This window comes from Comamonas kerstersii (assembly GCF_002056725.1).
GTDB lineage: Bacteria > Pseudomonadota > Gammaproteobacteria > Burkholderiales > Burkholderiaceae_C > Comamonas > Comamonas kerstersii.
Genome location: NZ_CP020121.1, coordinates 3,042,747 through 3,063,198 on the forward strand (window position 1 = coordinate 3,042,747; position 20,452 = coordinate 3,063,198).

Consider the following 20,452-nt stretch of genomic DNA (forward strand, 5'->3'; position numbering starts at 1 on the left):
AGATGGCGGTTTTCTTATTCATGTAATGTCGATTGAGTGGTGAAATCGGTCATGTTTCATCACTTTTCGCTGCGGTTGGCGCTGATGCCGCCTGCGCTGCCAGCAGATTTCTGGCGGCCGTACTGGCGGCCAGCCGGCCTGCGGCAACATCGGCCAGCGTGCCGGGCAGCAAGGCCTGCACCTGCGGGTGTTGCCTGAAGGCCTGCTTCAGCCCGGCATCAATGCGCTCCCACATCCAGGCCAGTGCCTGCTGCTCACGCCGCTGGGCCAGACGGCCATTGGCAGTCTGCAGCTGCTGAAATTGCTGCACCGTCTGCCAGAACTCCCCCACGCCCTGTCCTTGCAGGGCCGAGATCTGCAGCACCTTGGGCTGCCACAGTGCGGCGTTGTGCTGGGCATGCTCGGGGTTGCCGTGCATGCTCAGCAGCCGCAGGCTGGACGTAATCTGGGCCTGCGCGCGCGTGGCGGCATTGGGGTCAATGTCAGCCTTGTTGATGACCACCAAATCGGCCCGCTCCATCACACCTTTCTTGATGGCTTGCAGGTCATCGCCCGCATTGGGCAGCTGCAGCACGCAGTACATATCTGTCATGCCGTGCACAGCGATTTCGCTCTGCCCTACGCCAACGGTTTCTACGATCACCACGTCATAGCCCGCAGCCTCACAAACGAGCATGGCTTCGCGCGTTTTCTCGGCCACGCCGCCGAGCGTGCCGCTCGATGGGCTGGGGCGGATATAGGCATTGGGGTTGACCGAGAGCTGCTCCATGCGGGTCTTGTCACCCAGGATAGAGCCGCCGGATACGGTGCTGGAAGGGTCAATCGCCAGCACGGCCACGCGGTGGCCCTGCCCCGTCAGATACATGCCCAGCGCTTCGATGAAGGTGGATTTGCCCACGCCAGGTACTCCGCTGATACCCAGCCGCAGCGCCTTGCCCGTGTGCGGCAGCAAGGCCGTGAGCAGTGCATCGGCCTGCGCGCGATGGTCTGCGCGGGTGGATTCCAGCAAGGTAATGGCCTTGGCCATGGCACGGCGCTGCACGGCGGGGCTACCGCGCAGAATGCCTTCCTGAATTTGTTGAGGAGTCAAGATGCGCTCCCCAGTTACAGGCCTGCCGCTTTCTTGATGTGTTCCAGCACATCCTTGGCACTGGCGGGAATGGGCGTGCCGGGGCCATAGACGCCCTTGACCCCTGCCTGGAACAGAAAGTCATAGTCCTGCGCAGGCACGACCCCCCCCACAAAGACAATGATGTCGTCTGCGCCCTGCTGCTTGAGTGCTTCAATGATGGCGGGCACCAAGGTCTTGTGGCCTGCGGCCAGGGTCGAGACGCCCACGGCATGCACATCGTTCTCAATGGCCTGGCGCGCGCATTCCTCGGGCGTCTGGAACAGCGGCCCCATGTCCACATCAAAGCCCAGATCAGCAAAAGCAGTGGCCACCACCTTGGCACCCCGGTCATGTCCGTCCTGCCCCAGCTTGGCGATCATCACGCGCGGGCGGCGGCCCAGCAGCTCGGCAGCGGTGTTGATTTCTTGCTTGAGCTGCTCCCAGCCTTGGGCTGAGTCATAGGCTGCTGCATACACACCAGTCACCTTCTGGGTATCCGCACGGTGGCGGCCAAAAACTTTTTCGAGCGCATCCGACACTTCACCCACGGTAGCGCGCAGGCGAATGGCCGCAATAGCCAGATCCAGCAGATTGCCCTCGCCGGTCTGCGCTGCGTTAGTGAGAGCATCCAGCGCGTGCTGCACCTTGGCTGCATCGCGTTTTTGCTTCAAATCCTGGAGGCGCGCAATCTGGCTTTCGCGCACCTTGACGTTGTCCACCTCCAGGATATCGACGGGGTCTTCCTTGGCCAGCTTGTATTTGTTGACGCCAACGATGACGTCCTTGCCAGAGTCAATGCGCGCCTGCTTTTCGGCTGCGGCAGCTTCGATCTTGAGCTTGGCCCAGCCAGAATCCACGGCTTGCGTCATGCCGCCCATGGCCTCGACTTCTTCGATGATGGCCCAGGCCTTGTCGGCCATTTCCTGGGTCAGTTTTTCCATCATGTAGGAACCTGCCCAGGGGTCAATCACATTGGTGATGTGGGTTTCTTCCTGAATGATGAGCTGGGTGTTGCGCGCAATCCGGGCCGAAAACTCTGTGGGCAGGGCAATGGCTTCATCAAAGCTGTTGGTGTGCAGCGACTGCGTGCCACCAAATACGGCGGCCATGGCCTCGATGGTGGTGCGCACCACGTTGTTGTACGGGTCTTGCTCCGTCAGGCTCCAGCCGGAGGTCTGGCAGTGGGTGCGCAGCATCAGGCTCTTGGGCTTTTTGGCACCGAAGTCTTTCATGATGCGGCACCACAGCAGGCGGGCAGCGCGCATCTTGGCAATCTCTAAATAGAAGTTCATGCCAATGGCCCAGAAGAAGGACAGGCGACCGGCAAAGTCGTCCACATCCATGCCCTTGGCAATGGCCGTCTTTACATACTCCTTGCCATCAGCCAGCGTAAAGGCCAGTTCCAGCGCCTGGTTGGCCCCGGCTTCCTGCATGTGGTAGCCCGAGATCGAGATCGAGTTGAACTTGGGCATGTGCTGGCTCGTGTACTCGATGATGTCGCCAATGATGCGCATCGAGGGCTGGGGCGGGTAGATATAGGTGTTGCGCACCATGAACTCTTTCAGAATGTCGTTCTGAATGGTTCCAGACAGCTGCTCCTGCGACACGCCCTGCTCTTCCGCTGCGACCACATAGCCCGCCAGCACGGGCAGCACAGCCCCGTTCATGGTCATGGACACAGACACCTTGTCCAGCGGAATGCCGTTGAACAGGACTTTCATGTCCTCCACCGAGTCAATCGCCACACCGGCCTTGCCCACGTCCCCCGTCACGCGCGGGTGGTCCGAGTCGTAGCCGCGGTGCGTGGCCAGATCAAACGCCACAGACACCCCCTGCCCCCCGGCGGCCAGTGCCTTGCGATAAAAAGCGTTGGACTCTTCGGCCGTAGAAAAACCCGCGTACTGGCGGATCGTCCATGGGCGGCCTGCATACATGGTGGCCTGCGGGCCGCGAATAAAGGGCGCAAACCCGGGCAAAGTATCTGCATAGGGCAGGTCTTGCGTGTCCTGCGCCGTATACAGCGGCTTGACCGTGATGCCGTCCGGCGTGGTCCAGTTGAGCTGGCTGATATCCCCCTGCGGTGCAGCCTTGGCGGCGGCTTTTTCCCAGTCTGCGAGGCTGGCTGATGGAAATTCAGATGTGGCAGTGGCCGCTGTCTGGCCCTGTTTGCTGTCGATGCCCATGGCTAGAACTGTCTCCGTAATAGTCTTGTGCTGGAAAACGCCAGTTTTTCCGCACTGCTTGTGATTCATAATTATGAATACATAACTACGAAACACCGGCCTAGGGAAAGCCCCCTAAGACCTATGACAGAAACTACCCCCCTGCTTGCACCCAAGCCCTTGTACCTCCAGGTGGCTGAACTGGTACGCCAGCGCATCTACCAGCGCGAACTCCAGTCTGGTGACTGGATTGATGAAATGAAGCTGGCAGAGGAATTTGGCATCAGCCGCACGCCTTTGCGTGAAGCATTGAAAGTGCTGGCCGCAGAAGGCCTGGTCACCATGAAGCCGCGCCGTGGTGCCTATGTGACCGAGACATCCGAAAAAGACATGCGCGATGTGTACCACCTGCTGGCCTTGCTGGAAAGCGATGCTGCCGCCACCGTGGCCCAGCAGGCCTCGGATGCGCAGCTGCAGCAGCTGCACGCCCTGCACCAGTCTCTGTGCGCCGCGGTGGACGATGCCAACCGGTTTTTCCAGATCAACGAAGCCTTTCATCTGCAACTGCTGACGCTGTGCGACAACCGCTTTCTGCTGCAGACGGTGACTGACCTGCGCAAGGTCATGAAGCTCAACCGCCACCAGTCCCTGTTCAAGCAGGGGCGCACACAGGACAGCCTGCAGGAGCATGAAGCGCTGATGCAGCAGCTGCTGGCTCGAAATGCGCAGGGCAGCCGCCAAGCCATGCTTACGCACTTCAGCAATGGGTTGCAGGCCGCAAAAATGTCATGAAAAGTGAAGTTCCAAGACTCTTCCTACAGACATGGCCTGGAAAGTAACCAAAAATATTTCTATAGCAATCAAATTTAGCCGCGTACGCCAGTACTTGGTCGCCTTCATCGCATGCGCAGCGCCGCCAGAGATACCCAGGAGTTCACATGCTTGGTTTGAGCGTGTTTGAGCACATCAACGTCCCCAGTTCACATCTCATTACCCATGTGCCTCACAGCCTAGGGGTTGTGCTGCTGTCTTTGCTGATTGCCTTTGTCAGTTGCCATATTGGCTTTTACATTCTGCGCAACAACCAGGTTGCCGCCGCGCACAGTCAGCAGCGCATTGCCTGGCTGTGCACTGCCATCGTGCTCGGTTTTGGCATCTGGTGCATGCACTTCACCGGCATGCTGGCCATGCAGCTGCCCACGCATGTGAGCTACAGCGTCTGGAAAACTGCCGCCTCCATCCTGCCCAGTCTGGCTGCCGCAGGCATTGCCATCTGGACCTTGCAAAGCCAGCCCATGAGCACAGCGCGCATGCTGCTGGGCGGCAGCCTGTTTGGCCTTGGCGTGACGGTCATGCATTACAGCGGCCTTGGCGCTGCCTATATTGATGGAGTGGTGCGCCTGGACCTGCCGCAGTTCCTGCTGGCCAGCGTCGCAGGCGTCGCTCTGAGCATTCTGAGCTTTGCCAGCTACCGCTGGGTGGAACAGCATGCCCGTGGCACAAAACTGCTGTACTGGCGCTGGCTTCCCCCTTCCCTGCTGGCGGCCGCCATCGCCAATATGCACTACCTCTCCATGCATGCCATGCGCATTGCATTGCCTGGAACGAGTGAGTCCCTGCCATCGGCCATGCCTGATCTGCATGGCAGCCAGATGCTGTCACTGTTTATTGTCTCCATCGCAGGTTCCGTGTTTGTCATTCTGGGGCTGGCGCATGCAGCCATGCGCTACCGCGCCCACTGGCACGCTGCTGCAGCCCGCGATGCCCGTCTGTTTGCCATGGTGGAAGCAGCCGATGCGGGCTTCATCAGCACCGATGCCCGCGGCATCATCCTTGAATACAACTCCATGGCGCAGCAACTGTTTGGCTACACCAAGGAAGAAGTACTGGGCCGCAGCGTCAATATGCTCATGCCTTCACCTCTGGCAGAGCAGCACAATGCCTTTCTGGAAGGCCACCTTCAGCACGTGGGCAAACCGATTACCAACAAACACCGCGAAGTGCTGGGCATACACAAAGACGGCAAGCTCATTCCCCTGCAGCTGTCACTGGGTAAGGCGATCACCCCTTCAGGGCTGATTTTTGTTGCCTATCTACAGGACATCTCGGAGCGCAAGCGTGCAGACGCACAGCTGCGCATTGCTGCCAGCGTCTTTCACCACGTGCATGAGGGCGTTGCCATCATGGATGCGCACTACAACATCACGGATGTCAATCCGTCCTTTGAGCGCCTGATGGAAATGCACAGGCAGGACTGCATTGGCAAATCACTGCCATGGCTTTACGAAACTGCAGATATCCCCCCCGACATGAGCGGGCTGTGGCATACCCTGGCCACCGAGCAGCACTGGCAGGCTGAGGTGCTGCTCACCCGCAGCAATGGCCAGGTCTGGATGCAGCGTATTTCCATCTCTCCCGTGCTCAATGAGATCAAGCGCCCCCACCACTTCATCGTGGTGATCAGCGATATCAGCGAGCGCCCCAGCCTGGAGGTCATGCTGCCACATGCAGAGCTGCATGACAGCAGCACGGGGCTGCCGACCCGAAAGCTGTTCATGGACCGGCTGACCAGCCAGCTCATCAGTTCCCACCGAAAGTCCACCCATGCGGGCGTGGTGTGCGTGCAGTTTGTGCTCGATGACCAAGCTACACCTCACGATTTGAACAATGCCCAGCGCCTGCTGGCGCAGCTCTTGGAGCAGCAGCTGCGCTGCACCGATACGCTGTCGCGCTACAGCAAGGACCTGCTGGCCGTGCTGCTGCCTGGCATCAAGGACGCTGCGTCATTTGCTGCTCTTGTGGACCGCCTGACCCGCTCCATACAGGAGGTGCAGCACCACTACCTCAGGTTCCATGTTCAGATGCTGCGCATCAGCCATGCCTCTACGCTGGATGAGCGCTTTTCCGCCAGCGACCTGATGGAAGCCGCCATCCACAGCCCACATGCCCGGGAAACTCCTGCCGTCAGTGATCAGAGGCATGTGCACTAGGGCGTGTTCACATAAAGCTTGAGATTCGCGTTGAAGGCTTGGGGATGGGATGCTCGGCGCGGTGGCGCAGCAATGCCGAGCGCCTTGCAAGCCGCCGCAACAACGCAGACCGCCCCAAGCCTTCAACCCCATTTGTGATCTCCATAATCAGGGGCAGCGAACCCAATGTTGATGTGAACACGCCCTAGCCTGCACTTTGCGGCATAGCATCTTCAGAAACAGCTATAAACACGGCCTGAGTTTTTCAGTTGGCCCATTGTTTTTGGAAGACGCATCGCATTGCACAGCAACCACTGTCTCCCTGAAGAAGAGACACCTCTTATCCCCATGCGCGGTGACAACGCGTTTGAACACTGGCTGATGACCTGTGGGCAAAACCCCTGGGAGCCGCTCAGCCCTGAGGCCGCCAGGCCTTACCGCTTTATCTGGCTGTCCTGGCTGCGCTTTCTGTCTGGCGAGCAGGCCGAAGCCATACAGCCTTTTGCCTGGGCCCGTGCCACGCCTGTGCAAGTGCTGCAGTTCATCAACCACGCACCGCAAAGCCCCAAGAGCCACAAGCCCAGCGACATCACGTGCCGGCGCTACTGGCGTGTGCTGGACCGCGTGTACGACCATGCCGTGCTGCACCAATGGGCACGCAGCAATCCGGCCCAGGGCCTGGCTGCCCAGGACATCCCCCCCAGCGAGAACCCGCAAGGCGCCATCCTCTCTCCACGCATGTGGCGGGCCCTGCAGCAGCACATTCCACAGCCGGACGACCTGATCAGCAGCCGCGATCGCGCCATTCTGATGCTGCTGATGGAGCTGGGCCTCACGCCCGAGGAAGTCAAGCACCTGGAAGTGGGCAACCTGCGCTGGAGCGAAGACGAGCCGCGTGTGATTCAGTCCCTGCTGGTGGCAGGCGAGCGCGACATGCAGACCCGTACCCTGCCCGTCTCCCCCCAGTTGCACCATGCCCTGCAAGCCTGGCTGCAGGCGCGCGCGGGCTACCACGCCATGCAGGGCCAGAGCGCGCTGTTTTGCACGCGCAAAGCCCCGCAGCTGACCAGCCATACCCTGCTGCATCTGGTCACCAAAACCCTGCGCCAGGCGGCGTTGGCCGCCAAGCTGCCCGAGCCTGCACGCATGGGCCCCCAGGTGCTGCGCAACACAGTGCTGGTGCAGTGGCTGGAGTCTGGCTGCAGCGTCAGCGAGGTGCTGGCACGCTCTGGCATGAAGAACCCCAATGCCTTGCAGCATCTGCGTGCCTACTTCAACAACGATAAGGACTTATAAAAAAAATAGCTGCCAGCGCTCGTATTTGCAGCGTTTCAGATAGTTTTGTATCTGAAAACAAGCAAATATCTGCGCTGGCAGCTCTTGTTTTTGAAGTTTCAGGCACTGCAATTGCCCAGTTCCGTGGGCTACGACTTACTGCTCTGAAGCCTGCTTCGCGGCAAAGTACTCGCGTGTCAGCCGTGCAATCACGGGCGAGAGCAGCAGCAGGGAAATCAGGTTGGGAATCGCCATCAGCGCGTTGAGCGTGTCCGCCACCAGCCAGGCCACATCCAGCGTCACGACCGCCCCCAGATAGACGCCGATCACCCACAGCAGGCGAAACGGCTTTTCGCACACGGGGCCGACCAGATAGTTCCAGCACTTTTCGCCGTAATAGGCCCAGCCCAAGATGGTGGTGAAGGCAAACAGTGCCAGCGAAATCGCCAGCAGATACTTGCCCACGCCGGGCATGGCGGCTTCAAAGCTCTGTGTGCTCAGCAGTGCGCCACTGGCGCCGCTGTTCCACACGCCGCTGACCACAATCGCCAGGCCCGTCATGGTGCAGACGATGATGGTGTCAATAAACGTGCCCATCATGCCCACAATGCCCGAGAACACGGGGTCCTTGCTCTGGCCTGCGGCCTGCGCAATACCTGCCGTGCCCAGACCCGCTTCATTGGAGAAAATGCCGCGCGCGACACCCATGCGAATGGCCATCAGCACGGTAGAGCCTGCAAAGCCACCCACGGCTGCCGTGGGGTTGAAAGCCTGCTCAAAAATCAGTGCGAACGCAGCAGGAATCTTGTCAGCAAAGGTGCCCAGCACGCACAGCACGCACAGGATGTAGACCACGCACATGGTGGGAATCAGCTTTTCGGCCACCGCGCCAATCCGGGTAATGCCACCCAGCACCACGGCACCGGTGAGGGCTGCGACCACCAGACCAGTGATCCAGGTCTGCACACCAAAAGCACCTTCAATGGCCGAAGAAATACCGTTGGCCTGCACCATGGCACCAATGCCAAAGCCTGCCAGGCCGCCAAAAATGGCAAACGCCGTACCCAGCCAGCGCCAGCGTGGGCCCAGACCATTCTTGATGGCATACATGGGGCCGCCCACCCAATGGCCCCTGGGATTTTTCTCGCGGTACTTCACGGCCACCACCACTTCGGCGTACTTGGTGGCCATGCCAACCAGCGCCGTCATCCACATCCAGAACAGGGCACCGGGCCCGCCCACGGCAATCGCCGTAGCCACCCCGGCAATATTGCCCGTACCCACGGTGGCAGACAGCGCCGTCATCAAGGCAGCAAAAGGCGAGATATCACCGCTGGAAGCGTCATGCACGGAACGGCTCTTCCAGATCATGCGAAAGCCGTAGCCAATATTGCGCAGTGGCATCAAGCCCAGACGCAGCTGCAGATAAAAGCCTGTGCCCAGTATCAGCACGATCATGGGGATGCCCCAGACCAGTCCGTTAAGAGCCTGGAGCCATTCTGTGAGTTGTTGCATACCGTTTTTCTTCCATGGGCTGCAGCTACCGGGACCTCCTCCCCTTCGCCAACCGCAGGGGCTGCATTCTCCACCTGCGCAAGCAGTTATGCATGAGACGCAATATTTTCCCCTATACAGCGCATAGCCAGCCTGTACGGCACGGCCGCACCAGCAGCTTCAGAAGAGGCCAATCCGAGGGCTACAAAAAAATTTCAAATTTTTTTTATTCGGGCGTGTCAACGCGCTGCCTAGCAACTGCGTTGTTCTTCGTACATAAGGAATACACCCCATGAACCACACACAAGTTTTAGCTGTCTGGCCCGAAGATGAACGTGATCGCAAGCGCGCTCCTCTGCGCGCCTGAGCACGACGCCAGCTTCGACACATTCTCGAACGCAGCAAACAAACAGTTGCACCAACGACGTCAACGCCACCAGCGATCAGGACGTTAAAGAGGCAAAGGAGTGAAAACCATGCAACCCCAAACCATTACCACCATCTGGCCTGAAGACGAACGCGACCGCAAGCGCGCCCCCATCCGTCTGTAAGAGGGGTGCAAGGCCCGCCCTCGTGGCAGCGGCCGCTTTCATCTTCCATGCTCTGCAACAAAAATGCCCACCTTCCGGTGGGCATTTTGCTTGGCGAGGCAAGACTCAGTGCATGTGCAGACCGCCGTTGACCGAGAAGTCCGCCCCGGTTGCATAGCTGCCATCTTCCGAAGCCAGCCAGGACACCATGGAGGCAATTTCCTTGGGCTCACCCAGGCGCTTGACGGGAATCACGCCCACAATCTTTTCCAGCACATCAGGGCGAATGGCCTTGACCATGTCGGTGCCGATATAGCCGGGGCTGACGGTGTTCACCGTCACGCCCTTGCCAGCCAGCTCCTGGGCCAGCGCCATGGTAAAGCCGTGCATGCCAGCCTTGGCGGCGGAGTAGTTGGTCTGACCGGCCTGGCCCTTGGCGCCGTTGACCGAGCTGATATTGATGATGCGGCCCCAGCCCTTTTCCACCATGTCACCCACCACCTGCTTGGTGACGTTGAACATGGAGTTCAGATTGGTTTCAATCACGGCGCGCCAATCTTCAGGCGTCATCTTCAGGAACATGCGGTCACGTGTGATACCGGCGTTATTCACCAGCACATCAATGCTGCCGTGCTCCTCCTTGGCCTGGGTAAAGGCTTCCACTGTGGAATTCCAGTCCCCCACATTGCCTACCGAGGCATAGAAGGTAAAGCCCAGGGCTTTTTGTTCATCCAGCCACTTCTGGTAATCACGGGTAGGCCCACAACCGGCAATCACCTTGAAGCCATCCTGATGCAGACGCTGGCAGATGGCAGTACCAATCCCTCCCATACCTCCGGTCACATACGCTACTTTCTGGCTCATCTTTGTACTCCTGCTGATTTAGTCATTCTTTACAACTCACACCGCCCATACAGCATCACAGCGGCTGAGCTTGCACCTCAGACTCCGTGACTATGGCATTCACCCTTGCTCGTGCCTATTGCGGATGCCCTGCACAGGGAAAACGCCAGCGAAGCGATGGCTGCACATCGCTTCGCGGCTCCAACTGCGGCTGTTATGCGCGTTCTACGGCCAGCGCCACACCCATGCCACCGCCAATGCACAGTGCGGCCAGACCCTTCTTGGCATCACGGCGCTGCATTTCGTGCAGCAGCGTGACCAGCACGCGGCAGCCCGAGGCACCGATGGGGTGGCCCAGCGCAACCGCGCCGCCATTGACGTTCACCTTGGCCGCATCAATGCCCAGCACCTTGTTCACGGCACAGGCCTGTGCGGCAAAAGCTTCATTGAGTTCAAACAGGTCCACATCACCCACCTGCCAGCCTGCGCGCTCCAGCGCCTTGCGTGTAGCAAACACAGGGCCCATGCCCATGGTGGCGGGGTCCAGACCGCTGGTGGCGTAAGCCTTGATCTTGGCCAGCGGCTTGAGCCCCAGTGCAGCCGCCTTGCTGGCACTCATGACCACAACGGCAGCTGCGCCGTCGTTGATGCCAGAGGCGTTGCCAGCGGTGACCGTGCCCTGCTTGTCAAAAGCAGGCTTGAGGCCAGACAGCGCATCCAGGCTGGTCTTGCGGTTGATGTATTCGTCGGTATCAAACACGACAGGGTCGCCCTTGCGCTGCGGAATCACCACGGGAACGATTTCATCCTTGAACTTGCCTGCGTCCTGCGCAGCCGCCGCCTTTTGCTGGCTGCCCATGGCCAGCTCGTCCTGCTGCTCGCGTGTGATGTCGTTTTCACGCGCCACGTTCTCGGCCGTAATGCCCATGTGGTACTGGTTGTACACATCCCACAGGCCGTCAACGATCATGGTGTCCTGCATCTTCCAGTCCCCCATGCGCTGGCCGTCGCGCGAGCCCTTGAGCACGTGGGGCGACAGGCTCATGTTTTCCTGACCGCCTGCGACCACAATTTCGCTGTCCCCCGTTGCCACGGCCTGCGCCGCCAGCATGACGGCCTTCAGGCCCGAGCCGCAGACGGCATTGATGGTCAGGGCAGGTGTTTCCTTGGCAACACCCGCCTTCATCATGGCCTGGCGTGCAGGGTTCTGACCGACGCCTGCGGTCAGCACCTGGCCCATGATGACTTCGCCCACCTGGTCAAAAGGCACATTGGCGCGCTGCAGCGCCTCCTTGATGACCGTAGCCCCCAGATCCACAGCAGGCACCTTGGCCAGGCTGCCACCAAACTTGCCGATCGCTGTGCGCACTGCCGAAACAATGACGATGTCTTCCATTTTCTAATTCCTTTATTCGTTGATCTAAGCGCTGCAACTTGTGCCCAACGTACTTGCGGCGGCAAATGCGCTACAGACAGATGTTGCAATGCAGCATTTTGCTATGACTTGGGTGAGCGTGGTTCAAGCTTTTTCCCGTACATACCGCCCGGGTGCTGGCTCCAGTGCCTCGTAGCTGCGCCCTTTTCCATAGCGTTTGGGGGCTGCAATTTGTGTACCAGCATGGCTCTGCAGCCACTGCGACCAGTCGGTCCACCAGCTGCCAGGGTGTTCTGTCGCCTCCTGCAACCACTCGCCATGGCTGGCTGGCAGTGCGTTGTCGCTGCGAATCCAGTGGCTGCGCTTGTGCTTGGCCGGAGGGTTGATCACGCCCGCAATATGGCCCGATGCACCCATGACAAAACGCTTGTCGCCAGGGAATACCTGCGTCGAGGCATAGGCGGCCTCAATCGGCACGATATGGTCTTCACGCGAGCCATAGATGTACAGCGGCAGCGTCACGCGGCCCATATCGATCTGCTCGCCACAGACGGTGAGCTTGCCGGGGCGAATCAGGTTGTTTTCCAGATAGGTATTGCGCAGATACCAGGCATACCAGGGGCCTGGCAGATTGGTGGCATCGCTGTTCCAGTACAGCAGGTCAAAGGGTGGCGGCGTCTCGCCCTTGAGGTAATTGCCCACCACATAGTTCCAGACCAGATCGTTGGGTCGCAGGAAGCTGAATGTCGCGGCCAGCTCCTGCCCCTTGAGCAGACCGCCCTTGCCCAGCTGCATTTCACGCATCTGCACAAAGGCTTCATCAATAAAGACATCCAGCACCCCGGTGCTGGAAAAGTCCACAAATGTGGTCAGCAAGGTCGCACTGGCTACAGGATCCTCACCACGCGCAGCCAGCACGGCCAGCGCCGTAGCCAGCATGGTGCCGCCTACGCAAAAGCCCAGGGTGTTGATCTGGTCCGCACCGGCAATCTGCTGGGTCACATCGATGGCGCGGATGACAGCATCTTCAATATAGTCATCCCAGCCCAAGTGGCCCAGCGACTCATCCGGATTGCGCCAGCTCACGACAAAGGTACGGTGCCCCTGGCTGACGGCATAGCGAATCAGCGAGTTCTCAGGCTGCAAGTCCAGGATGTAGTACTTGTTGATGCATGGTGGCACCAGCAGCAACGGGCGCTTGTAGACCTTGCCCGTCAGCGGCTTGTACTCGATGAGCTGGAACAGCTCGTTCTCATAGACCACGGCCCCTTCGGTGGTGGCAACGTTTTTGCCAACTTCGAAGGCACTTTCGTCCGTCATGGACAGATGGCCCTGCTGCAGGTCGTGCAGCATGTTCTGAATGCCCTTGGCCAGACTCTCGCCCTTGGTCTCCAGCGCCTTTTGCTGGGCTTCTGGATTCAGCGCCAGATAGTTGCTGGGCGACATGGCTGCCACCCACTGCTCTACGGCAAAGCGAATGCGCTGGCGTGTTTTTTCATCGGTCTGCACCGCGTCCGCCATGCCCATCAGTGCCTTGGCATTGAGCAAATAGGCGCTAGCCGTCATGGCTGCGACGGGATTGCTCAGCCATGGCGCAGACTTGAAACGCCTGTCCTGCAGCTGTGCTGGCGCCTGCAGTCCCTGACTCCACAGACGGGCCGCCTCCTGCACATACTCCTGCTGCAATGCCTGGAGCCGATTCACATCCAACTGGACCGCTGTTTTGGCGGGTTCTGCCTGGCCGAGTGCGGCAAACGACTGGAAGGCGTTCTGCCATTGTCTGGAGAAAAAGTCTGTGTACTGCTCCCCTGCAGCACCCCAGTCTGGTGTGGAATTCATGCTTGTCATCCTTGCGTTCTTGGCGGCACCACCATGCGACAGTGCATCATGCTGGTTGATGATTGTTGTCCAGCACACCAATTGTGACAATCAGTGCATGACAGCCATATGTCAAAAGCCTGATTCCTTGACTCCAATCAACATCGCAACCAGCGCCTGGCACAGAAATCAAGCAAATTACAGACCATGTATTTAATCGTGATTGCGTGGCTTTATGTCACGGTGATGATGGCACTGGCCGAAGCCTTCGGCCCTCAGGGCAGCGTGCTGGGGGCCATGGTCACTTTGGTGCTCTATGGCCTGCTGCCCGTCGGCATCATCATCTACATCTTTGGCACGCCAGAGCGCAAACGCAAGCTCAAGGCCCAGCGCGAAGCCGAGCAACGTGCCTACGATCAGGCGCAGGCCGCCAAGGCTTCAGCCCTTCCAGATGCAGGCAGCCATGCGGCCGGTGCTGCCCAGAACAGCAGCATCGCGCCGGTGAGAAAAGAACCGTGAGGCATTGCTCACCGTGCACCAGGGCGCGCTGCCGTCATTGCCATAAATGTGCGTGAGGCCCACAGCCTGCAGTCGCTGGCGCGCCAGGAGCGACAAATTAGCAAGCCACTTGCCACTCTTACCCGCCACGGGCACAAAGCACTGCACGGCTGCAGGCAGCGTCTGCACAAAGGCCTCACGCACTTCATCGCCCACCTCAAAAGCCTCGGGGCCAATGCATGGCCCCAGCCAGACTTGCGTTTCTGCTGCCAGCTGCGCATCGGCAGCCACACCCAGTCGGGCGGCGTAAGCCTGCCAGACGGCTTCCAGTACGCCATGGCCGTTATGTCCTGCCAGTCCGCGCCAGCCCGCATGGGCTGCAGCAACGGCGCGCCCGCTGCGGTGTGCCAGCAAGACGGGCAGACAGTCCGCCACCATGACAATGCAGGCCACATCAGATTCAGTGGTCAAACAGGCGTCAAAGGCTTGTCCATTGGGCGATGCGTGCTCCAGAAATTGAACATCGCAGCCATGTACCTGCTGCAGGAAGCGGGTCTGCACTGGGCGACCGGAAATATCGCTCAGCACCGCCTGCAGCAGCGCCCGGTTGGCCGCTACATGCTGCGGGTCATCATGTACGTGGTCACCCAGGTTCATGGCGTTCCACGGAGCTGCACTTTGCCCACCTGCACGGGTGGTAAACAGGGCATGCACGCCAGCAATGGCGGGCCAATCGGGTTGCAGCCACTGCTGCTGAAGATGCTTGGTATCAGTCACCTGCACAGCATAACTTGACACCTGACTCATGGCACACTTGTTCTTTCGTTGACTGCTTAGCCCTGAACCATGCCATTTGTGTTTACGCCCCCAGCCCAAGCCTCGGTGCCTGTCATTGGCTGCGCTGACCGTTTTCCCGTACACCGCATCTACTGCGTAGGCCGCAACTACACGGAGCACGCCAAAGAAATGGGCTTTACGGGGCGCGAAGCACCGTTTTTCTTCATGAAGCCCGCAGATGCCGTACTGCCCGCAGAAAACGGTGGCACTGTCGGCATGCCCTACCCCACGCTGACCAGCAATCTGCACCACGAAATCGAGCTGGTGGTAGCCATTGGCAAAGGCGGCAAAAACATTGCGGCCGCGCAGGCCATGGAACATATCTGGGGCTATGCCGTAGGCCTGGACATGACGCGCCGCGATCTGCAGAACGACATGAAAAAGCAGGGCCGCCCCTGGTGCATTGGCAAGGCCTTTGAGCACAGCGCCCCCATCAGCGCCATCACGCCTGCTGCACAGGCGGGTGATGTAGAGCAGGCAGAAATCTGGCTGCAGGTCAACGGCAAAGACCGCCAGCGCAGCCATGTGAACCAACTCATCTGGAATATTGCTGAGACTATTGAGGTGCTTTCCCAGGCCTGGGAGCTGCAGCCCGGTGACCTCATCATGACCGGCACCCCCGAAGGTGTAGGTGCCGTGCAGGCCGGCGATGTGCTGGAAGGCGGTATTACCGGCCTGGGCACATTGCGCGTAGCCATCACTGCCTGAAGCAGGCATTGCCCATGAGTTTTCGCCCCACCATCAAGTTCTGCTGCCAGTGTGGCAGCCCCGTCAAGCACGCCATTCCTGACGATGGCGACACGCGCGTGCGCGCCATCTGCCCCTCCTGCGGCTTTGTGCACTATCAAAACCCGCTGAATGTGGTGGGCTGCATCCCTGTTACCGACGATGGCCGCATCCTGCTGTGCAAGCGCAACATCGAACCCCGCTGGGGCAAGTGGACGCTGCCAGCAGGTTTCATGGAGCTGGATGAAACCACTTCCGAAGGCGCTGCCCGCGAAATGGATGAAGAAGCCGGTGCCCAGATTGCCATGGGCCGGCTGTTTTCCGTGATCAGCGTTCCACGCGTTGGTCAGGTGCACCTGTTTTACTGCGCACGCCTGCTCAGCGAAAGCTTCAACCCCGGGCACGAAACCATTGAAGCGCGCCTGTTTGAGCCCAAGGACATTCCGTGGGATGAATTGGCCTTTCGCACCGTCAGCACCACCTTGCAGCACTACCTGGACGACCGTGCCCGTGGCGTAGAACAGGTACACAACATCGATTTGCTGTAACTCTTTGTTCGCTCTGGCCTGGCTTTTGCTTTTCCAAGACATACAAGAGCTGGGCCCCTGAACTGCCAGCTCTGTCTTGAAAAGGGGAGGCAGACATGACAAGCGACAACGAGATCCATATCGACACCTTCATCCCATACATGCGGGATGTCGCGCGCTGCGAGCGCTTATTGCAGGAGCTCAACCTCATGTGGCGCCTGATCGAATCATCGGCCAAGATGCACTGCGCCGAAGAGGCGCACAGCATGCTGCCCATGATGGCCGCCACACGCGAAGGCTTTCAGCGCCTGGAGCAGGACCTGGTGCACTCCATGGTGTCGGAGTCCATTGGCGAGGTCATGTCCGAAATCGCCACCTGCGCCCACCACGTCATCGACATCGTGGTGCGCAATCTCTATGAACGCACGGCCGACGTCGGTTTTCTGGCCACGGACCGCACGCTGTGCAACTACGTCGCCGGGTTCACCGATGGCCAGGGCATCGTCGAGCGCCTGCGTGAGTACCAGCACAAATACACGGTGTACGACGAAATCATGCTGTTCGATTTGACCGGCACCGTGCTAGCTCAGATCGATGAAAGCTCGCCCGTCGATGGCTCGCACGATCCACTGCTGGCGCAGACGCTGGAGAGCCACAGTTTTGTAGAAACCTTCCGCCACACCAATCTGCGCCCCCACAAGGACCAGGCCCTGCTCTACACACAGCGCATGCTGCACCCGCAGACCGGCCAACCCTGCGGCGTGCTGTGCCTGTCCTTTGACTTTCTGGGGGAGATGGCAGGCATTTTTGCCGGCAGCAGCGCCGCCGAAGGCCGCAGCGTAGCCCTGCTGCTCAACGAGCATGACTACGTACTCGCCAGCAGCGACGCGCACTGGATTGCGCCGGGCACCAAGGTCCCCACCAACCCCGAAGGCGCACCACATTTGTTCACACACTCCGGGCGCACCTATCTGGTGCAAACCGTTTCTGCCAAGCCCTACCAAGGCTATCCGGGGCCTGCAGGGTGGAAAGGTCAGGTCATGATTCCGGTGGAACAGGCCTTTGGCACCAAAATCATGCGTTGCGTGGACAGTCTGCCCCACGATGTGGCACAGGGTCTGCTGGCCCACGCCAAGAGTTTCTGCCCGCCGCTGTACGACATCATCAACGCGGCAGACTCCATCCGCCGCGTGGTCTGGAATGGCCAGGTCATGACGGCCGGGCAGCGCGGAGGGTCGGTGCGCCTGAAGTCGGTGCTCGAGCAGATTGGCGAGACCGGCGCACGCACGAATCTGGTCTTTACCCAGTCGATTCGTGATCTGTACGACACCGTGCTCAGCGTCGGCCTGCGCGACAGCCAGTCGCTGACCCAGCTGCTGGTCGATCTGCTGGACCGCAACCTCTACGAACGCGCCAATGACTGCCGCTGGTGGGCGCTCTCGCCCGTGCTGCGCCAGCTGCTGACGCTGCACCATGCGCAAGGCGAGGCGCCTGCAGCTCTGCTGGCCGAAGCGACCCAGGTACTGGAACACATCAACAGCCTCTACACGGTCTACCTGCGCCTCATGGTCTATGACAACAAGGGCCGCATCCTGTGCGCCAGCCATCCGCATCTGCCCGATGGCAGCAGCGTGCTGGAGCAGACGATTGACAGCGCAGCCGTGCAGGCCGTCATGCAACTCAATGACAGCCAGTCCTACTACGTCACGCCGTGGAGCACTGCGCACGTTGGCAGCGAAGGGGCCACCTATGTCTACCACGCCCCCATTCGCACGGACGATGCCCATGAACGCACCGTAGGCGGCATTGCCATCGTGTTCAATGCCATACCGGAGCTGCAGGCCATGCTGGAAAGCTCTCTGGTCGGCAAACCCAAGACCCGCGCCATGTACGTCAACCGCCAGGGACTGGTGCTGGCGAGCACCGATCCTGCTTCGCCCCCCGGCAGCACGGTCCAACTGCCCAAGCCCGAGCTGCTGCAGCTGCAGGTGGGCCACAGCGATGCCGCCATCACCACCTACCAGAACGAATACGGCATTGTGGGCGCCAGCGTCTCGCGCGGCTACCGTGAGTTCAAAACCTCTGACGGCTACCGCGAAGATGTACTGGCCATTTCCATCGAGTCCTTTGGCAAGGTGGAAACAGCAGACAGCGTGCATGAGGCCAGCCACGCCATCCAGAGCAGTGCCAGCATCAACGGCATCGAGATGGCCACCTTCTTCGTGGGCAAGCAGCTGTTTGCACTGCATGCCGAATCCGTGCTGGAGGCCCTGCCCGCGACCTCCGTCAACCCCGTCTCGGCCAGCCGCCTGCCCTACTGCATTGGCACACTGGCACGGCATGCGCAGGGGCAGGTCACAGGCTTTGTCTGGGTGTTTGATCTGGGTGAGCTGCTGACCGGTCAGCGCTCACGCCTGACGGAAAAACACCAGGTGGTGGTGGTTGAGCACGGCGAGCGCAAGTTTGGTCTGCTGGTCAGCGCCTTGCATGGCGTGCACCACTTCGCCCGTGAGAGCGTGCGCCCCGCGCCCAGCATGGCGGGCGGCGCAGAGTTGCTGGTGCATGAGCTGATTCAGGCCAACCAGGGCGCACTGCTGATCCAGTGCCTGAACCCACAGGGGCTGCTGCATGCGCTGCAGTCGCCCCGCAAATCTGGTGAGGCGATGGAGTACATCGGCTAAACCCGCCACGGTTTCCGCCAGCATGCGCTGTGCTGGCGCAGGCCGCCTCAGCGGCCTTTGACCGGCGTATGGCGCAGTACGCTGCACACAGCCGCCAGCACCGCAAGACCTGCGCCCATCAGCAAGGCACGCTGCTCGGCGATGCCTTCGCTGCCAGGCCAGAGCACAAAGGCTGCCGCCAGCAGCACCGCGCCCAGACTCTGCCCGGTATGACGGGCCGAGCCCAGCATGCCACTGGCCGCGCCGCTGCGGTGCATGGGTGCAGAGGTGACGATGGTGTGGTTGTTGGGCGACTGGAACATGGCAAAGCCCGCACCGCACATGGCCATGCGCCAGGCAATATCCCAAGCAGGTGCGCCAGCCGACAGCTGCGACAGCGCCGCCAGCCCGGCCGCAAACAGCAGCATGCCCATGCCGCCCAGGCGGCTGGCTGGAATCTTGCCAATCTGCCGCCCCACAATGGGTGCAACGATGGCCAGCGCCACCGGCCAGGCGCTGATCAGCATGCCCACCTGCCCGGTCGATACGCCATAGGCATCCATCAGCAGGAAAGGCATGGCCAGAAAGGCCATGGTCTGCGCACTGAAGGCGCAGATGGAAGCGCCCATGGACAGCCTGAACGCCGGAATGCGCAGCAAGTCCAGCGGTAGCATGGGCTGCGCCCCGCGCTTCTGGCGCTGCACATAGACATAGCCCGCCAGCAAACCCAGCAGCAGCCAGGCAACGGCAGGAAGCAGACCCTGCTCTGGGCTGTAGTGACTCAGACGATCCAGCCCCAGGAACAGCGCTGCAAACATGGTGATGTTGAGCAGCACATCCCACCAGGACAGCCCCCGCAGATCCGAAGGCTTGAATGGCTTGGGCAAGGCCTTGCGCCCCAGCCAGCACACCCACAGTGCCAGCGGCATGTGCAGGCTGAACAGCCAGCGCCAGTCCAGCTGCGACAGCACCGCCGCCGCCAGTACCGGCCCGGTCACATAGCTGATGGCCACCATCATGGAGTTCAGCGCCAGGCCCTGCCCCAGCTGGGCACGCGGATAAATCTGCCGCACCAGCGCGCCATTGACGCTCAGCGCCCCTGCCATGCCCATGCCCTGCAGGGCACGCGCCACAATCAGCCACTGCAGCGAAGGTGCCAGCGCCGCCAGCACACTGGACAGGCCAAACACCAGCATGCCCCACAGGTACACACGCTTGTAGCCCAGACGATCGCCCAGCGCAGCCAGTGGCAGCAGCAGCACCAGCGATGCCACCTGGTTGGCATTGACCACCCACAGCGTCTGGGCCGGGTCAATCTGCCACTGCCGGGCCATTTGCGGCAGGGCCAGACTCAGCATAGTGCTGTCGAGCACACAGATCACCAGGCCGCAAATAATGACTGCCATGGCCAGCTTGCGTGCACGCCCATGCATGCCATCTGGCTCAGCAGCAGATGCCACAGTGGAAGTATGAGTCATATCAAATCAATAGCTTCTAGCGCTGATACAGCAATGGTTTCAACTACTTTTCTATCTGAAAGCATTGCAAATAGAGCGCTGGCAGCTCTTTTTTTCGTAATTACCGAGGTCAAGCGAATGCATGCAAACCGCAGCTGCACAGCCAAAGC

15 protein-coding genes are annotated in these 20,452 nt (G+C 60.2%); 7 read left to right on the forward strand and 8 right to left on the reverse strand.

Translation table 11 applies throughout. From position 1 onward, the window contains the following. Nucleotides 1–49: 49 nt before the first annotated feature. Complete coding sequence (meaB, locus tag B5M06_RS14340) at nucleotides 50–1,090, reverse strand: methylmalonyl Co-A mutase-associated GTPase MeaB (RefSeq protein ID WP_205245377.1); 1,041 nt, start codon at nucleotides 1,088–1,090, stop codon at nucleotides 50–52. Between the two features lie 14 nt (nucleotides 1,091–1,104). After that, on the reverse strand, nucleotides 1,105–3,294 hold the full coding sequence (scpA, locus tag B5M06_RS14345; RefSeq protein WP_054067059.1) for a methylmalonyl-CoA mutase: 2,190 nt from the start codon (nucleotides 3,292–3,294) through the stop codon (nucleotides 1,105–1,107). Nucleotides 3,295–3,417: 123 nt separating this feature from the next. On the opposite strand from scpA, the gene B5M06_RS14350 reads away from it, so the two are divergent. The 3 genes from B5M06_RS14350 (at nucleotide 3,418) to B5M06_RS14360 (ending at nucleotide 7,538) form a co-directional block, all read left to right on the forward strand. Beyond that, nucleotides 3,418–4,065, forward strand: a complete 648-nt coding sequence (locus B5M06_RS14350; protein WP_054067058.1) for a GntR family transcriptional regulator — start codon at nucleotides 3,418–3,420, stop codon at nucleotides 4,063–4,065. Nucleotides 4,066–4,211: 146 nt separating this feature from the next. Continuing rightward, nucleotides 4,212–6,263 carry a PAS domain S-box protein gene (locus tag B5M06_RS14355; RefSeq protein ID WP_080025272.1) on the forward strand — a complete coding sequence of 684 codons (2,052 nt, stop codon included), beginning with the start codon at nucleotides 4,212–4,214 and terminating at the stop codon, nucleotides 6,261–6,263. Nucleotides 6,264–6,590: 327 nt separating this feature from the next. Next, entirely contained in the window at nucleotides 6,591–7,538 is a 948-nt protein-coding gene (locus B5M06_RS14360; protein WP_080025273.1) for a tyrosine-type recombinase/integrase, read from the forward strand. A gap of 135 nt (nucleotides 7,539–7,673) precedes the next feature. Here B5M06_RS14360 and B5M06_RS14365 read toward each other — a convergent pair whose 3' ends face one another. From B5M06_RS14365 to B5M06_RS14380, 4 genes are all read right to left on the reverse strand, one after another. Further along, entirely contained in the window at nucleotides 7,674–9,032 is a 1,359-nt protein-coding gene (locus tag B5M06_RS14365; RefSeq protein WP_054067055.1) for an alanine/glycine:cation symporter family protein, read from the reverse strand. Nucleotides 9,033–9,667: 635 nt separating this feature from the next. Further along, complete coding sequence (gene phbB / locus B5M06_RS14370) at nucleotides 9,668–10,405, reverse strand: acetoacetyl-CoA reductase (protein WP_054067054.1); 738 nt, start codon at nucleotides 10,403–10,405, stop codon at nucleotides 9,668–9,670. A 193-nt stretch (nucleotides 10,406–10,598) separates the two neighbouring features. Further along, nucleotides 10,599–11,780 carry an acetyl-CoA C-acetyltransferase gene (locus tag B5M06_RS14375; RefSeq protein WP_054067053.1) on the reverse strand — a complete coding sequence of 394 codons (1,182 nt, stop codon included), beginning with the start codon at nucleotides 11,778–11,780 and terminating at the stop codon, nucleotides 10,599–10,601. A 123-nt stretch (nucleotides 11,781–11,903) separates the two neighbouring features. After that, on the reverse strand, nucleotides 11,904–13,598 hold the full coding sequence (locus B5M06_RS14380; protein WP_054067068.1) for a PHA/PHB synthase family protein: 1,695 nt from the start codon (nucleotides 13,596–13,598) through the stop codon (nucleotides 11,904–11,906). 186 nt (nucleotides 13,599–13,784) lie between these two features. Between B5M06_RS14380 and B5M06_RS14385 the strand changes: the two genes are divergently transcribed. After that, the gene (locus B5M06_RS14385; protein ID WP_054067052.1) at nucleotides 13,785–14,096 is read left to right on the forward strand and encodes a hypothetical protein; all 312 of its coding nucleotides are present in this window, start codon (nucleotides 13,785–13,787) and stop codon (nucleotides 14,094–14,096) included. On the opposite strand, the gene pgeF is transcribed toward B5M06_RS14385, so the two are convergent. Next, nucleotides 14,016–14,882, reverse strand: a complete 867-nt coding sequence (gene pgeF, locus B5M06_RS14390; RefSeq protein ID WP_054067051.1) for a peptidoglycan editing factor PgeF — start codon at nucleotides 14,880–14,882, stop codon at nucleotides 14,016–14,018. The genes B5M06_RS14385 and pgeF overlap by 81 nt on opposite strands. Before the next feature lie 39 nt (nucleotides 14,883–14,921). On the opposite strand from pgeF, the gene B5M06_RS14395 reads away from it, so the two are divergent. The 3 genes from B5M06_RS14395 to B5M06_RS14405 all read left to right on the forward strand — a co-directional run bounded on the left by B5M06_RS14395 (nucleotide 14,922) and on the right by B5M06_RS14405 (nucleotide 18,846). After that, complete coding sequence (locus B5M06_RS14395; RefSeq protein ID WP_054067050.1) at nucleotides 14,922–15,620, forward strand: fumarylacetoacetate hydrolase family protein; 699 nt, start codon at nucleotides 14,922–14,924, stop codon at nucleotides 15,618–15,620. 14 nt (nucleotides 15,621–15,634) lie between these two features. Further along, entirely contained in the window at nucleotides 15,635–16,186 is a 552-nt protein-coding gene (locus B5M06_RS14400) for an NUDIX hydrolase (RefSeq protein WP_054067049.1), read from the forward strand. Between the two features lie 95 nt (nucleotides 16,187–16,281). After that, nucleotides 16,282–18,846 (forward strand): chemotaxis protein CheW, encoded by a 2,565-nt coding sequence (locus B5M06_RS14405; RefSeq protein WP_054067048.1) that lies wholly within the window; start codon nucleotides 16,282–16,284, stop codon nucleotides 18,844–18,846. A 47-nt stretch (nucleotides 18,847–18,893) separates the two neighbouring features. Here B5M06_RS14405 and B5M06_RS14410 read toward each other — a convergent pair whose 3' ends face one another. After that, nucleotides 18,894–20,303, reverse strand: coding sequence for an MFS transporter (locus B5M06_RS14410; protein WP_054067047.1), 1,410 nt, complete (start codon nucleotides 20,301–20,303; stop codon nucleotides 18,894–18,896). Between the last annotated feature and the right edge of the window lie 149 nt (nucleotides 20,304–20,452).

Excerpts from the sequence above, each read along its gene's own strand:
- B5M06_RS14355 (WP_080025272.1), top strand. The coding sequence starts at position 4,212 with ATGCTTGGTTTGAGCGTGTTTGAGCACATCAACGTCCCCAGTTCACAT.
- B5M06_RS14350 (WP_054067058.1), top strand. The coding sequence starts at position 3,418 with ATGACAGAAACTACCCCCCTGCTTGCACCCAAGCCCTTGTACCTCCAG.
- scpA (WP_054067059.1), bottom strand. The coding sequence starts at position 3,294 with ATGGGCATCGACAGCAAACAGGGCCAGACAGCGGCCACTGCCACATCT.
- B5M06_RS14405 (WP_054067048.1), top strand. The coding sequence starts at position 16,282 with ATGACAAGCGACAACGAGATCCATATCGACACCTTCATCCCATACATG.
- B5M06_RS14395 (WP_054067050.1), top strand. The coding sequence starts at position 14,922 with ATGCCATTTGTGTTTACGCCCCCAGCCCAAGCCTCGGTGCCTGTCATT.
- phbB (WP_054067054.1), bottom strand. The coding sequence starts at position 10,405 with ATGAGCCAGAAAGTAGCGTATGTGACCGGAGGTATGGGAGGGATTGGT.
- B5M06_RS14365 (WP_054067055.1), bottom strand. The coding sequence starts at position 9,032 with ATGCAACAACTCACAGAATGGCTCCAGGCTCTTAACGGACTGGTCTGG.
- B5M06_RS14380 (WP_054067068.1), bottom strand. The coding sequence starts at position 13,598 with ATGAATTCCACACCAGACTGGGGTGCTGCAGGGGAGCAGTACACAGAC.
- B5M06_RS14375 (WP_054067053.1), bottom strand. The coding sequence starts at position 11,780 with ATGGAAGACATCGTCATTGTTTCGGCAGTGCGCACAGCGATCGGCAAG.
- B5M06_RS14400 (WP_054067049.1), top strand. The coding sequence starts at position 15,635 with ATGAGTTTTCGCCCCACCATCAAGTTCTGCTGCCAGTGTGGCAGCCCC.
- B5M06_RS14385 (WP_054067052.1), top strand. The coding sequence starts at position 13,785 with ATGTATTTAATCGTGATTGCGTGGCTTTATGTCACGGTGATGATGGCA.
- B5M06_RS14410 (WP_054067047.1), bottom strand. The coding sequence starts at position 20,303 with ATGACTCATACTTCCACTGTGGCATCTGCTGCTGAGCCAGATGGCATG.
- pgeF (WP_054067051.1), bottom strand. The coding sequence starts at position 14,882 with ATGAGTCAGGTGTCAAGTTATGCTGTGCAGGTGACTGATACCAAGCAT.
- B5M06_RS14360 (WP_080025273.1), top strand. The coding sequence starts at position 6,591 with ATGCGCGGTGACAACGCGTTTGAACACTGGCTGATGACCTGTGGGCAA.